The organism is Aliterella atlantica CENA595 (assembly GCF_000952155.1).
Lineage (GTDB): Bacteria > Cyanobacteriota > Cyanobacteriia > Cyanobacteriales > Chroococcidiopsidaceae > Aliterella > Aliterella atlantica.
On record NZ_JYON01000001.1, the window covers coordinates 44,978 to 59,933 of the forward strand.

Consider the following 14,956-nt stretch of genomic DNA (forward strand, 5'->3'; position numbering starts at 1 on the left):
AAAATCATGCCGCAGAACGATCCAGTTAATAAATCTACCCAAAACGTAAGTGGCAAATTGTCGGCTGGGGTGCGCTGGACAGGTATATCGCAAATATTGCAGCAAGTCATAAATCTAGGCTGTAGCGTAGTCTTGGCTAGATTGCTTGCTCCTGATGACTTCGGCTTGCTAGCAATGGCAAGCGTATTTACAGGCATTGTCTTTTTTGTCCTCGATTTGGGGCTAAATGCTGTCATTGTCCAACGCCAGCAGATTGAAAATCGGCAAATTTCAAGTATTTTCTGGATTAACGTTTGTTTGGGGTTATTTATGACCCTGATCGGCGTTGGTGCTTCTGGGGCGATCGCTAGTTTCTACAACAGTCCTGCCGTTCAACCTATAGTAGCGCTGCTATCTTGTAACTTTTTAATTTCTTCCCTCAGTAGAACTCAAGCGGCTGTCTTAACTCGCCAGATGGATTTTCGTTCGCTGGAATTACGCACTTTAACAGGGCTAATTGTCGGTGCAACTGCTGCAGTTGTTCTCGCATTTTCAGGCTTTGGCGTGTGGAGTTTGGCAGGACGCATTGTCATTACTGGCGCGGTGGAAACAACAATGTTGTGGGCTGTTTCTGGCTGGAAACCGAGCTTTTGGTTCCGTTGGGCAGACGTGCGCGATTTAATTGGGTTTAGCAATGATGTCTTAATTGCTAACTTATTAAGGTATTTCGGGCGCAATGCCGATAACTTACTTATTGGTAAGTTTGTTGGCGTAACTGAACTTGGTTTCTATGCTCTTGCTTACAACTTAATGATGCTTCCGGTACTGCGCTTTTCTCAAGTGCTAGCTGGCGTTTTATTTCCGGCTTTGTCCAGATTGCAAGAAGATTTAGCAAAACTCAAGCAAAGTTGGTTTCGCGCTGCTCGTACGCTAGGGGCGATTATTATCCCGTTGATGTTGGGGCTAATTGTCCTTGCACCGCAGTTTGTTTATGTTGTCTACGGACAGAAATGGCTGCCTGTAGTGCCGTTGTTGCAAGTTTTGACTACCAGTGGCATTTTTCAAGCTTTGGGCTTGCTTAACAGCACAGTATTACTAGCAATTGGTCAAACTCAGTTGCGCTTAAAACTAACTTTTTATTCTGTTGGACTTGCCGTAGTTGCGTTCTTAGTTGGTTTGCCTTACGGCGCTTTTGGTGTGGCTGCTTGCTTTGCGCTCATGAATATTGTTACTGAAACATTCTTTCTGGTCAAAACTCTCGAATGCATAGGTGCTAGCTATACCCAATATGTACGTAATTTGAGCGGGGTAGTAGTTTCTGCAATTGGGATGAGTGTGGTGCTATTAGCTTTAAGTTTAAATTTACCGCTTGCCCCTAGCGCAATGTTAGCGATCGCTATTCCTTCAGGTATTGTAGTGTATCTAATGCTACTTTACTTCATTTCCCGCAATATCCTTACAGAAATATTAAGTATTTTGCCCAAGCGCTTTACGAAATCTTGGTTGAAAGTTGGTTAAAAAGTAGTCATGGAACTAAAAACTATGTCTTCAACTTCTATTTCGCCTCCAGTGTTGGATTCAGCACTGAAAAAACATAAGGTTCTGCATATTGTCAAAGACAACAAAGTTGGTGGAGTTAAATCTAACCTCAACGGTTTTGTTAAGTCGAATTTAGCCGCAGAATTTGATTTTAGCGTTCTTACTCAAGGCAGCGACCGCATAGCGATCGAAAACTGGCAACTGCAACCCGATGTTATTATCTGGCATCCCCCATGTCGCTTAAAAAGTTTACCTAGTTTGCTGCTATTAAAGTTGCTCAATCCCCACACTAAAATAATCATTCACGAGCATGGTTACTCTCAAGGGTACGAGCCTTTTAATGTCTCTTCTGTAAGTCGCTTTCATTTCATGCTCAAACTGTTCTACGGATTAGCTGACAAGGTAGTAGCTATTTCCCAATCTCAACAAGCATGGATGTTGCAAAATAGTTTGGTTGCACCCCAAAAGTTAGCTGTAATTAGTCAGTGTCCTCCCTTAGATAAGTTTTTTGCTGTCACGCCCAAATCTCCTAGTAACCCGTTCAAACTTGCTGCTTACGGACGTTTTTGCGCTCAGAAAGGTTTTGATGTTTTGTTAAAAGCCTTGCAGCTAATTCCTCATGCTCCTGTACGAGTTTATATAGGTGGTGAGGGAGTAATGGAAGCGGAGTTAAAGCAGTTGGCGCAAGGGCTAGATAATGTTGAATTTGTCGGGCGGGTTGATGATGTGCCTGGTTTTTTGCAAGATTGTGACGCTGTTGTGATTCCTTCGCGTTGGGAACCTTGGGGAAATGTCTGTTTGGAGGCTAAAGCTGCTGGTAAAGCGGCGATCGCGTCAGATGTAGATGGTTTAACTGAACAAATGACTGGATGCGGTTTGTTGGTACCGCCAAATGACCCCGAAAAGTTGGCTCAAGCAATTGTAGATTTAGTAGAACTACCACCAAGTCAGTTAGAAATTTGGGGTAAGAATGGGCGGCGTTTAGTTAGTGGTGACAATGGGCAATATATCGGGCGTTGGCAAGTTTTGCTTAAGGAAGTGTTAGCGAATTAAGTTAAACGAACCGCTTTCACGAAGTGTAGCGTAGCGTTTAGTCGCCAAGTGAAGAGGTTATAGAGAGTTTTTTGTAAAGAGTATAAGAGGAAAAGATGCTACTTGAAAGAAGTGTTGTTAGTAATGTTAAAGATTTTTTGAATGGCTATAGCGGTCGCTGTAAGTTTTACGATCATGCTCGGATTAATCCTCGGCAGCGCCAGGTAAATTCGCCGATTATTCAGTTTTATTCTTCTATTAATAATATCGGTAATTTTTTGCCTGTTCTTGGGATTAGCAAGATGCTCGGTCAAACTGCTGATACTTGGTGTATGCATGACAAAGAAGTTGATTTTGACTTTGTTAATGCTAATTATAAGTGTGCGATTATTGGTGGAGCAGGTTTATTTCATAGATGCTTTGACCATTTTTGGCAGAGACTTTTGCAGGAGTGCAAAGTTCCGGTAATTATTTGGGGTGTTGGCACTTGTTTTCCTGATGATGAAGAGGTGCGCGGCGTTGACCCGAAAATTATGGCTGAAGTTGCTAAACGCTGCGATTTAATTAATGTTAGAGATGAACTAACAGCTAATTACTATAATTTAGAAAATGTCAGCATTACGGCGTGTCCTACGATTGTATATTTGCAAGATTTCAAAAAGTCTGTAAATAAAAATAGTAAAGCAGTTTTGTTTAGTTCTCATGTTGAGTTAGTTTCTGATACGGAGTCAGAGGAAATTCAAGCAGCGACTAGCAAGATTGCTGAAGAATTTAAATATACAAACAATTTGCAGCGCCGTTTTACTCCGCTTAATGGCATCATTGCTAACAGCTATTGTCAAAGTCGGGTGGTAGTGACAACAAGATTGCATGGCGCAATTATTGCTTACGGACTTGGGATTCCTTATATTATGATTCCCCGCGACGAAAAGCTCCGCGCCTTTCATGGTAGGTATGGTAATGGCATTAATATCAATAGTGCTGACGATATTGAAGCAGCGTTGAAGGTTGCACATTTGAGCATTACTAAACCAATTGAGATCGAACCCGTGTTGGATTTTGGCGTTCAAGCGCGAAATTGGGTGCGATCGCATTGTAATTAAATATATTTGGTAAGCAAGATCGCAACTAATGAACAACACAGTTGAGATGCCATCTGTAGAGGTGGAAACTAGCGCAGATAAGCTTAGGCTTGCCTTGATCTGCGACTATTTAGAAGAGGGATGGTTGAGCATGAATTTCTGTGCTGAGATGCTGTATAAGTATCTTGATGCGGAACACAGTGCAGAGATGCGATCGCAGCAAATCCTCCCAGCTTTTCAAAAGCGCTTTGGATATATACCCAGGTTGAATCAGAAAAAGTCTGCTTTTGCAATGGATCGGTCGATAAATCACTTTTGGGATTATCCGCGTTATCTGAGCAAACAGATAAATGATTTTGACTTTTTTCATATCTGCGATCACAGCTACTCTCAGTTAGTGCATACTTTACCCCCTGAGCGTACTGGTGTATTTTGTCACGATATAGATGCTTTTCGGACTCTTTTACAACCAGATAAATATCCTGGTTCTGTGCGCTACAACGCTATGCAAACAAGGGTTTTAAAAGGCTTTCAAAAGGCTGCTGTTGTGTTCTACACGACTACTGATGTCCGCAAACAGATCGAACGATATAATCTTCTCGATCCAGCGCGTTTAGTGCAAGCACCATTAGGAATTGCACCAGAGTATTCGCCTCACGCGCAGGAATTGGGATTAAGCGATCGCCAAATTATCGCCCAAGTTGATAACCAGCCTTTTATTCTTAGCGTCAGTAGCAGCAAAAATCGCAAGCGATTAGACGTTTTACTTGATGTATATGCTGCTGTAAGAGCTAAACACCCAGAACTAAAGCTTGTCCGTGTAGGTAGCGATTGGACATCTGCTCACAAGGAGCAAATCGAGCGCTTAAAAATTGCTGATGGAATTATTCATTTGCAAGGCTTAGAGCGCACAGCACTTGCCGAACTTTATCGACGGGCGTTGCTAGTGCTTGTAACTAGCGAAGCTGAGGGCTTTGGTTTACCTATAATTGAAGCTTTAGCTTGCGGCTCTACTGTCGTAGCTAGCGATTTACCCGTACTGCGCGAAGTTGGCGAATCAGCAGGCGTTTACTGTCCGGTAGGCGATGTTCCTCAATGGGCGGAAACTGTAGGTCGACTTTTGACTAGCCCTAAATCTGCTCCCGAACGTGCTGTGCGTTTGGCTCAAGCTACTAAATATTCTTGGTCTGCTCATACTCGAACTATTAGTCAAACTTATCTCCAACTAGCTAAATAGTTTTATCTAAATTAAATCCACAAGGAATGGTAATTATGTCGCAAACACATTTATGGGTTGAACAAATAGTTGACGCTAATGGAATAACTACCGCCAGCGCCACAATTGAGATTCCCAATCAACCAAAAACAAACTTATGGTATCGCGTACCGTCTCAATATGGTTCTTTGCTGACTCAAAGCGGCGATCCCTTTGTAGTTGCAATGATGCTGATGGCAATGTATCAAAGAACTGATTTAGTGGTTCATGGTGAAGTTTCTCCATCTTTATTGCAGAATCTGACTGAGTTTCAACTAGCTTGGTCGCGCTGGCGACCTGAGAAGTACAAGCAAATTGAAATTATTGCTGATGTTGAGCGCGAACAGCCAAAAGCTGGTACAGGTAAAGCTATTTCTACATTTTCTGGTGGGGTAGATAGTTGCTTTACTGTATTGCAGCACCGCAAAGCCAAGTGCGGTAAACTTCAGCGCAATTTGCAAGCGGGTATGATGGTACACGGGTTTGATATTCCCTTGGCGCAGAAAGATATATTTGATAGTGCTGCGGCTAAGTCGAGGAAGTTGTTAGATAGTTTGGGTGTAGAGTTAGTCCCGATGGCGACTAACTTTAAAGAGGATATTAAACTGAACTGGCAAGATTCAGTCGCGATCGCTATGGGATCTTGTATGATGATGCTCCAAAATGGCTACGAACAAGGTTTAATTGCTAGCACATTCCCCTATCAAGCTTTAGTTTTGCCTTTAGGCTCAAACCCGCTGACAGATCGGTTACTATCAAGCAATGCTTTTCAAATGGTTCACGATGGTGCAAGTCACAGTCGGGTAGAAAAAATCCGCGAACTGGGCGATTGGAAAGAAGCTTTACAAGACTTGAGAGTTTGCGGACAAGGACAGCTATTAGATCGCAACTGCGGACGTTGTGAAAAGTGTATTCGCACTATTCTTGGTTTTAGAGTAATGGGAATTGGTCTACCTGAATGTTTCGAGCGCGATGCAACTGACGAGCAAATTGCAGGTATTAAAGGCTTGAAAGGGGCGCAGTTAGCTGACCTTGATGAAGTGCTAAAAGCAGCAAAAGCTAAGAATATTACAGGTTCTTGGGTGACAGCATTGGAAAGGTGCTTGAGACGGCATCACTATCGGGCTGCTGTGAAAAATACTTTACGACGAGTCAAACTTGTTCGTCAACTCAAACAAATGATCGATGCAAGCAATTCTGATGTAAAAGTCGTAGCTAAATAAGTCTCATAAGGAGGTGATTTTAAGTTGCCTCCGTAATGCTTGATATTGCTATTTTGTCTACAAATTTGTAGGGTGCGTTTTCAAAACGCACCCTACTTTGAGTTCCTACTTACGTAAGAACTAAGATTTATCAAAGCTTTACACAAAATCACAAGTTCTAGGTTTTATTCTTTATCTACCTGTTCGTAATATAGTTATAACGCTTAAGTAATCTTACGGGAATTTTACTAGCGTTCTGTAGTTTTTGTTAAACACCGCAAGGTAACTCAAGTCAGTTAATTCTTAAACTATCTGTTATGTCTTTCTATATTTCCAGACGTAAAGCAATTACCCTCATTGGCGCATTTGTAGCTACATCTACAACACTAGGCGGTATTTCAGTTATTAGGAACGGGCGCGATAATGCTGTTTTTGCTCAAGAAAAAGCTAACTCAAAGCAGAAATTACTCTACAAAGGTCGAGAAATTCTGATTCAACAAGACGACAGCAGCAGCAAAGGTGTAGAAGGCGAATTTAAGCTATTTATTAGTGGCAAAAGAATCGATTTAGGTAAAGACAAAAAAACAGGTAGATTTATCTCTGGTTACTTACCTTTTGATGATTTTACTTCGCTCACAGATATGGCAAAAGAAATCATCGATCTAGGCGCGGTAGAGTTCGATCGCAAAAAACCAAAACTAGGGTTTTTCTAACACATTTAGCTACATCCACAAATATTTTTAGATACCTGAGCAAAGAACATGGCTATTAGGAAAAATGTCAACGCGCTTACCAGCGTTGAAAAGCAACAATTTGTGCAAGCGGTACTAGCGTTAAAAAATAACAACCGTACGGGTAATATTTACAATCAATATGTAAGATTACACGGGCAAGCATCCAATCATTACACTCCCTCTGGCTCTACTCGCACCGCTGCACATGGCGGTCCTGCCTTTTTGGCATGGCATCGGGAATTCTTACGCAGATTTGAACTAGATTTGCAAACAATCGTTCCAGGGATAGCAATTCCCTACTGGGATTGGACGGCTGATGCAACTCTAGCCAACCCCAGAACTGCACCTGTATGGGCAGACGACTTGATGGGCGGTGATGGCGATGCTAGCGATGGCTCTTATGCAGTCAAAACAGGTCCTTTTGCTTCCGGTCGTTGGACAGTTGTGTATGAAAGTGGTAGCCCAATTCGCTATCCTGATGGTAGATTTACAGGCGCTTTAAAACGCCAGTTTGGTGCTGGTGTTGCTACTTTACCAAGCCAAGCGTCGGTTGATGCAGCGCTTAATGCTTCTCTCCACGATACGACCCCTTGGGATAGATTATCTAGTGCCTCAAGCCATCGCAACCAAATGGAAGGCAATATTAATGCTCCGCAATTGCACAATCGGGTGCATCGTTGGATTGGGCAAACTATGCGCTTGTTAACTTCTCCTAACGATCCTGTATTCTTTTTGCACCACAGCAATATAGATAGGATTTGGGCGCAATGGCAAGCGCGTAGCTTAGAGCGCGGCTATGTGCCTGTAAGTAATGGACCAAGCGGACACAATCTCAACGACCCCATGTTTCCCTGGACTACTGCCCCGATAGACGTTCTCAATCATCGAGCTTTGGGCTACACGTACGATACAGAGTCCATCGCTTAATTGAGTCAAGAACAAAATTTTGACGAACATACATTCAATCTACAAAAACTTATGAGTATAAATATTGTTACTGGCGCTGCTGGTTTTATCGGTTCTCATCTAGTAGAAAAGTTGTTAAGCCAAGGCAAACGAGTAATTGGTATCGATCATTTTAATGACTACTACGATCCACAATTAAAGCGAAACAATATTTCTCGATTTGAACATCATCCAGCTTTTACTTTAATTGAAGGAGATATTCAATTATTAAACTGGTCTGTACTGCTTAAAGGTGTAGAAGTTGTTTATCACCAAGCAGCACAAGCAGGCGTAAGAGCTAGTTGGGGGGATGGTTTCCGCGCTTATACAGAACGCAATATCAATGCTACACAAGTATTGTTAGAAGCAGCCAAAGACGCTAAAAATTTGCAGCGTCTAGTATTTGCTTCTTCATCTTCAGTTTATGGGGATGCTGAAACGCTGCCAACTCACGAATCAATTTGTCCGCAACCAGTTTCGCCTTATGGAATTACTAAGCTAGCGTCCGAACGGTTGTGTTTGCTGTATCACAAAAATTTTGGCGTGCCTGTTGTGGGTTTGCGTTACTTTACTGTATATGGTCCTCGCCAGCGTCCAGATATGGCGTTTCATAAGTTCTTTCAAGCTGTGTTGCAAGGAAAAGCGATTCCTATTTATGGCGACGGACAGCAAACACGCGACTTTACTTATATTAGCGATGCGATCGCAGCTAATCTAGCAGCAGCTACAGCACCCGCAGCAATTGGAGAAGTCTTTAATATTGGTGGTGGTAGTCGCGTAGTTTTGACTGAAGTCATCGACTCGATGGAAAAAATTGTCGGTCGTCCTATTTATCGCCAACATATCGAAAATGCTAAGGGAGATGCTAGGCATACAGCCGCCGATGTATCTAAAGCCCAAAAACTTCTCGGCTATCAGCCGCAAGTGACGCTAGTAGAAGGACTAGCTCAAGAGTGGATGTGGATGCAAACTTTGGGCAATCGCACTCTTAAACTTAGCGTAGCTTAATTTGCTTGTAGAAAAGCGATCGTATTATTAAATTCAGCATAGTTCGATTTGTACCATCCTACCTCTAAGCAATTGGGGGTAGGTTTTTTTGTTAAACCTGATGTTTGAATTGTTTTTTATAACTGCTTCTAAATCTAAATTAAGTATTAATTTTTATTATTTATTTACCTGTATTCCATTAACGTTCATCTAATACTAGTGCGCTTACTCAACCGACGTAGCTATTTTACAAATCTATCTTTAGGAATAGCTCAAACTTGGAAATAGCTATAACTATGTAGAAATTCTCCTGTCTGTCGCAGTCACTAATTGACCTTATTCAAATCTTTACAGAAAATACTTAGGTTAAGGCTGGAAACTTTACAAAGAACTTTATATATTTAAAGTAATCTAAGTAAATTTAACTAGAGTCTTATTGAAGCTAATGTTCAAATTTAATTTGAAAATATTACATTTGAACGGCTACTTATTGTTTGTTGGCTAAGGATAGTTATCATGTTTTCTGGCTTTTCTCGACGCAAGCTGATAAAAATACTTGGCGCAGCCGTCGCTACTTCTACAGCTTTTGAAAGCGCCCTACTGCTTAACAAATGGCAAGGAAACGCGGCTCAAGCTCAAGATAAGGGTAGAGTAAAGGAAAAACTAATTTACCAAGATAGAGAAATTATTGTTTTAGTAGTTGATAGTGGCAACAAAGCAACTGATGCCGATGCAGAGCTTTACATTAGTGGTAAGAAAATCAAAACTGCTAAAGACAAAAAATCAGGTAAGTATGTTACAGGTTTTCTACCTTTTGATGAATTTTCTACGCTTACAGACATGGCAAAAGATTTGATCGATCTAGGTGCAGTGGATCTGAGCGATACAAAGAAAGTCAAGTAATTTTTACTAAGTTGGTTTAGATGCAACTAGGCGCGGCTAAATCGATAATCAGAATTTGTTAAAAGGGAATATGGCTGTTAGAAAAAACGTTAAATCGCTCACTGCTACTGAAAAACAACAATTTGTGCAAGCAGTATTAGCGCTAAAAGATAATAATCGAACTGGAAATAAATACAACCAATATGTAAAGTGGCACGCTGACGCATCAGTAATGCAGACTCCTACTGGCTCTACGCGCAGCGCTGCTCACGGAGGTCCGTCATTTTTAGCATGGCATCGCGAGTATATCCGCAGATTTGAGCTAGATTTACAAGCAATTGTGCCTGGAATTGGTCTTCCTTATTGGGACTGGGCGGCTGATGCGGCTTTGACTAATCCTGCTACTGCACCCGTTTGGGCTACTGACTTTATGGGTGGAAATGGCGATACTACTGACGGCTCTTATGTAGTAAAAACAGGACCCTTTGCTTATGGCAAGTGGGTTGTAATGAACGAAAAAGGTGCGCCTATACAGTACAATAGCAATGGTACTTATACAGGAGCCTTAAAACGCCAGTTCGCTGCAGGCGTATCTACGTTACCCAATCAAGCGACAGTTGATGCTCTGATGAGCGTTACCCCTTATGATTCATCTCCTTGGGATGGTACTGTTAGCCTCAGCCATCGCAATCGTTTAGAAGGATGGTTTAATTCTCCACAATTGCACAACCGCGTTCATCGCTGGGTGGGGCAAACGATGAGACTTTCAGTGTCGCCTAACGATCCTGTATTCTTTTTACACCATAGCAACATCGATCGCTTGTGGGCAATGTGGCAAGCTCGCAACTCAACTCAAGGATACGTTCCCGTCAGCAATGGACCTGTGGGACACAATCTTAACGATCCGATGTTTCCTTGGACTACTACCCCCGCTCAGGTAGTAAACCATCGTTCTTTGGGATATTCATACGATACTTTGCCATAACTGCCGTAGTAGCCAGAGAAATTGGGTGTAGGCTGCAATAATGACGAGCGTTTTCATAATACGCTTCCAGCAGTCGTAAAACTGTTAACCTAAGCATAAGGGACCACCTCCATAGTTAGGTTAACGGCTTGTATCCCATATTTCCGGTCAACAGGTACGAAAATGGTTACTACACCTATATCTAATCGTGTAGCTCAAATTGGTGGAAAGGTTAACGCCTTCCAATGGCAATGGCAAGATCGAACCTTGGCGATCGCCTATGAAACTCGCGGTAGTGGCTCAAAAGTGCTGCTGCTACCTGCCTTTAGCACTGTTTCTACTCGGATGGAAATGCAGGGTATTGCCGACCAATTAGCCCCTCATTTTCAAGTTGTGGCAATAGACTGGCTGGGATTTGGGCAGTCCGATCGCCCCGCTCTCGATTATCAACCGCACATTTATTGTCAATTACTCCAAGACTTCCTGCACGCTCAATTTAGCCAACCCGTTGCCGTAGTTGCCGCCGGACACGCAGCAGGCTATGCGATGCAACTTGCCCAACAAACTCCTTGCCCTTGGTCAAAAATGGTGCTGCTAGCGCCTACATGGAAAGGACCGTTGCGCGTGATGGGCGTGCCAACACCTGTGCGGAATGCAGTAAGAGACTTAGTGCGATCGCCCGGAATCGGTCAGGTACTCTACACTCTCAACACAACTCCAGCATTTCTCAAATTCATGTACCGCCAGCATGTCTACGTGGATGCAAATAAACTAACCCCTAAATTCATGCAGCAGAAGTATGACATCACGCAACAATCAGGGGCGCGGTATGCGCCTGCTGCCTTTGTAACTGGAACGCTAGACCCGATGCAAAGTCGAGAAGAATTCTTGCAGATCGGGCAAGGCGAAGATCGGCAGGGCGACTCGCTTTCTGTGCCTACGATGGTCGTAATTGGCGAACAATCTCCCAGTCAGTCAAAGGCTGAAATGGAAGCTCTTGCAGAGTTGCCAAAGGTGCAGAAATATACTATTGCTGGTTCTCTAGGACTGCATGAGGAGTATGCCAATGAGGTAGCAGCGATCGTGCTACCGTTCCTGCAAAATTAACTATTACTGCATGACCGGGGCGAGGCTCTAGACCCTCTTGTTCAGTGACTAGCTCAACTTATTCCTCTCCCAAGCTCAAATTCCATTCCAACTGCGCCAAGTGCCACGAGCCAACAAACACAGACAGCCTAACTCTTGGCAAACGCTATCAGTTCACATCATCAGGGGAAAATAAAACTATTGTCGGTATTAAGTATTGTAGGGTGCGTTGACTTGCAACGCACCCTACTGGGGAAGCGATCGCAGTTATTGACCTTTGAATACCGATTCAACTGTTGACTTAATTGAATCGCGTGCTTCTTTGAACTTTTGGGCGATGGGTTGCTGTTCGTGGAGGAAAATTCTGGCGCAGTTGCGTCCTGGCATTCCAGAGATAGAGCCACCTGGATGCGTCCCCGCACCTGTCAAGAATAAGCCTTCAATCGGTGTTTTGTAATTAGCAAGTTCCGGCAGAGGACGGAAAAATACCATTTGATCTAAAGTCATATCAATATGGTAATAATTGCCTTTATACGCTCCTAAGCGTTCTGCTAATTCTGCGGGACTTTCGACGCGACGAGCAATAATTGAGTCTTTGACGTTGGGCGAATAGTCGGCTAACTTATCGATTACTCTATCGGCAACTTTATTTTTGAGTTCGTCAGTCCAACCAGTACCTTTTAACCCCGTACCTTCAGCGCCAGCAATTTGATAAGGTGCAAAAAACTCAATCCAAGCGGTATGTTTACCTGCAGGAGCCATTGAAGGGTCGAGCATGGTAGGTACTACTAGATACATTGATGGATCGGAATCGGGGATTTTGCCGAGCGTACATTCGCTATGTGCTTGTTCGACGTGCGTGACAGAATCGGCAATTAAGATTGAACCAATAAGATACTTATCATCGTGGTTGTAACGTTCAAAGTTCAAAGGTTTATCTAAAGCTAAGTCAATTTTGAGGATAGTTTCGTTATTGTTAACGATGCGGCGTTCTAAACGTTCGCGCAAATTTGGATCGGCACTATCTACATCGCTAGCATCTACAAGTTGCAAAAATACGCGCCTAGCATCGATATTGGAAATTACACCTTTATTGGCGCGATATTCCGTACCTCCAGCTACCCGCACGCCGACAGCTTTGCCATCATCAATTAAAACTTGCTCTACGTGTTGGTCGGTAAGAACTACACCACCTTTACTTTTAACTAAGTTTAATAAAGCTTGGACGAGCGCACCCGTACCACCGCGAGGTCTTGCCATTCCTGGATCGTGACGCATTGCCATCATGATTGCACCTACAGCATTTGTTTTCTGGGAAGGCGGCGCACCTAGTTCAGCACAAAGTCTTGCTAGGGGTGCTTTGAGAAATTCGCTATCAAACCACTCGTTGAGGATATCTTCGCCGCTAGTAAGCATGGTGCGAATGAAATCTAGGGTTTTAGATGGCGAACCGATCACGGAAAACAAGTCTTTGAGCTTTTTGATGTCGTAGTTACCAGCAATATCAATAATTGACTTGGGTGGAGCGTTGAACATAGGAATCATGGCTCCTAACGCTCTTTGCCAATATTCTGTATAGTCGCGGTATTTTTTGGCATCGCGATCGCTATACCGAGCAATTTCCGCGCAAGTTTTTTCTAATGACTTATGTCCTAAAAAGTATTTACCGTCTGGGTGCGGGCAAAATACGACTGGATCGCACTCTAGATATTCCAAGCCGTACTTCTCTAGTTCTAATTCTTGAACTACTGGTCCTAAATGGATAAATTCATGATCTATAGCGCAGAGGTTGAATTTAAATCCTGGTGCTTCTTTAGGCAGCGATTCTTCTGTAGTGGCTGCACCACCTGGAACTGAACGTTTTTCCAGTAGGAGAACGCTATACCCAGCTTTAAGTAAATAAGCAGCACATACTAAGCCATTATGTCCTGCTCCAATAATAACAACATCATACGCTTGCATATCGGCGACTCCAGTATTCATATTTACAGATCGTAGGGAGAAGTCACGCAATATACAATCAATCGGCAGTTAGAAAAGTGAAGGGAGGAGGGAGACAAGGGGGACTACAGGGGGATCTCTTTGACGCGGGCTTCTGTGTATAGCGTTATTTTTCCGGTTTGGACTTCCATTTCTTTGATGCCGATCGCCATTTTGCCGATTTCAAAGTAGGACAACTGGGTGATTTCTTTCATTTTGCCTAACAATGCTACTGCAAATTCTAGGGAAATGCTCTGTCCGTTTTTGCATTGGAAGCTTTCTACTAATACTGGCTGCTTGCTGGTACGCGGACGTACTACAGCACTAAAATCTAATTGCCGAGAATTACCTGCTGTTTGCACTAAGGCTTTGCCGCTAAATATCATCTTGTCGTCGTCTGGTAGCAACAACTCCATTTGCTGCATTTTTAAGCTTTGGATTTGACCTTCAACATTCAAATCTATTGCTTGCATTTGGTTTTGTACGTAGTCTGAGTTTAGTGCGCGATTGATATCTTGTTCTGTGACGACTAATTTAGCGATCGCATCTACTGGATGTTTCAGTTCGATTTGTCCCAACAATACGCTTAGAGGATCGATATCGATATTATCTAAGTGCAGTTCCATTTCCTGCACTCTGATATCTTTTTCCATAACTAATCCTTGCCCAGAAATATTTATAGCATCTGCTTGTCCCTGGACAACTTTGAATAAATCTGTTTTGACATCGACATCGATTTGTTCGGCTGCATCTAGTTTACTTGCTAGTCCAATTTCTGCTGCTTTGGCGATCGCTTGTTCGTCTAGCCGTTGCTGTTCTGACATAATAGTAGTCTGTTTGAGTTTGTTCTCCTACTGCCTAATCTAGATGCTGCAACTTCGTAATATCTCTGCTAGACGGTGGAGATACCTTAAACTTGGACTGGAAATGATTAGCCCACCATCAGAATCGGGGCTTGCGTTCGCTTTGCGAACAATAAAACTAGAGAACTGTCATTAGTATTTACGTCTTACCTCTTTAATCCGCGAATTACGAATTAGAGCGCAGCTTCCCAGTGAATAATCGCCTACTAAGGGATGTATCATTTGATTCTCTATGTCAAAATCAAATAAATTCGGATCGGCTGTTAATATTTGCTGGATTGCTTGAGAATGACTAAATAATACAAAAGGTCGAAGACCACTTGATTTGGAAATAAAGATATCTCCATATTGTTTGGCATATTCTTCTAGGCGTTGGGTGGGACGGGCGATCGCTTCCATTTATTTAAATAATGGAAGTGCTGTTGG

Annotated in this window: 14 protein-coding genes; 11 read left to right on the plus strand and 3 right to left on the minus strand. The window is 42.8% G+C overall.

The features are described 5' to 3' along the window. Nucleotides 1-6 precede the first annotated feature (6 nt). From UH38_RS00235 to UH38_RS00285, 11 genes are all read left to right on the plus strand, one after another. Nucleotides 7-1,497 carry an MOP flippase family protein gene (locus tag UH38_RS00235; protein WP_045052606.1) on the plus strand — a complete coding sequence of 497 codons (1,491 nt, stop codon included), beginning with the start codon at nucleotides 7-9 and terminating at the stop codon, nucleotides 1,495-1,497. Between the two features lie 24 nt (nucleotides 1,498-1,521). After that, nucleotides 1,522-2,571 (plus strand): glycosyltransferase family 4 protein, encoded by a 1,050-nt coding sequence (locus UH38_RS00240; RefSeq protein WP_045052607.1) that lies wholly within the window; start codon nucleotides 1,522-1,524, stop codon nucleotides 2,569-2,571. 95 nt (nucleotides 2,572-2,666) lie between these two features. Then, nucleotides 2,667-3,653: a polysaccharide pyruvyl transferase family protein gene (locus UH38_RS00245; RefSeq protein ID WP_045052608.1), complete on the plus strand. Its 987-nt coding sequence runs from the start codon at nucleotides 2,667-2,669 to the stop codon at nucleotides 3,651-3,653. 28 nt (nucleotides 3,654-3,681) lie between these two features. Further along, nucleotides 3,682-4,869 carry a glycosyltransferase gene (locus tag UH38_RS00250; protein ID WP_200892222.1) on the plus strand — a complete coding sequence of 396 codons (1,188 nt, stop codon included), beginning with the start codon at nucleotides 3,682-3,684 and terminating at the stop codon, nucleotides 4,867-4,869. 35 nt (nucleotides 4,870-4,904) lie between these two features. Beyond that, a complete protein-coding gene (locus UH38_RS00255) occupies nucleotides 4,905-6,110 on the plus strand; it encodes a hypothetical protein (RefSeq protein WP_045053007.1) in 1,206 nt (401 codons plus the stop codon). 296 nt (nucleotides 6,111-6,406) lie between these two features. Further along, a complete protein-coding gene (locus UH38_RS00260) occupies nucleotides 6,407-6,802 on the plus strand; it encodes a hypothetical protein (protein ID WP_045052609.1) in 396 nt (131 codons plus the stop codon). 48 nt (nucleotides 6,803-6,850) lie between these two features. Then, on the plus strand, nucleotides 6,851-7,750 hold the full coding sequence (locus tag UH38_RS00265) for a tyrosinase family protein (protein ID WP_045052610.1): 900 nt from the start codon (nucleotides 6,851-6,853) through the stop codon (nucleotides 7,748-7,750). Between the two features lie 51 nt (nucleotides 7,751-7,801). Continuing rightward, nucleotides 7,802-8,776 (plus strand): NAD-dependent epimerase/dehydratase family protein, encoded by a 975-nt coding sequence (locus UH38_RS00270; protein ID WP_045053008.1) that lies wholly within the window; start codon nucleotides 7,802-7,804, stop codon nucleotides 8,774-8,776. 495 nt (nucleotides 8,777-9,271) lie between these two features. Beyond that, nucleotides 9,272-9,658, plus strand: a complete 387-nt coding sequence (locus UH38_RS00275; RefSeq protein WP_045052611.1) for a hypothetical protein — start codon at nucleotides 9,272-9,274, stop codon at nucleotides 9,656-9,658. Nucleotides 9,659-9,728: 70 nt separating this feature from the next. Further along, nucleotides 9,729-10,622, plus strand: a complete 894-nt coding sequence (locus tag UH38_RS00280; RefSeq protein ID WP_045052612.1) for a tyrosinase family protein — start codon at nucleotides 9,729-9,731, stop codon at nucleotides 10,620-10,622. Between the two features lie 162 nt (nucleotides 10,623-10,784). Then, entirely contained in the window at nucleotides 10,785-11,708 is a 924-nt protein-coding gene (locus UH38_RS00285) for an alpha/beta fold hydrolase (protein ID WP_045052613.1), read from the plus strand. A 246-nt stretch (nucleotides 11,709-11,954) separates the two neighbouring features. Here UH38_RS00285 and crtO read toward each other — a convergent pair whose 3' ends face one another. From crtO to UH38_RS00300, 3 genes are all read right to left on the minus strand, one after another. Further along, on the minus strand, nucleotides 11,955-13,649 hold the full coding sequence (gene crtO, locus UH38_RS00290) for a beta-carotene ketolase CrtO (RefSeq protein ID WP_045053009.1): 1,695 nt from the start codon (nucleotides 13,647-13,649) through the stop codon (nucleotides 11,955-11,957). A gap of 104 nt (nucleotides 13,650-13,753) precedes the next feature. Then, complete coding sequence (locus UH38_RS00295) at nucleotides 13,754-14,491, minus strand: LmeA family phospholipid-binding protein (protein ID WP_045052614.1); 738 nt, start codon at nucleotides 14,489-14,491, stop codon at nucleotides 13,754-13,756. Between the two features lie 171 nt (nucleotides 14,492-14,662). Further along, the gene (locus tag UH38_RS00300; protein WP_045052615.1) at nucleotides 14,663-14,929 is read right to left on the minus strand and encodes a hypothetical protein; all 267 of its coding nucleotides are present in this window, start codon (nucleotides 14,927-14,929) and stop codon (nucleotides 14,663-14,665) included. Between the last annotated feature and the right edge of the window lie 27 nt (nucleotides 14,930-14,956).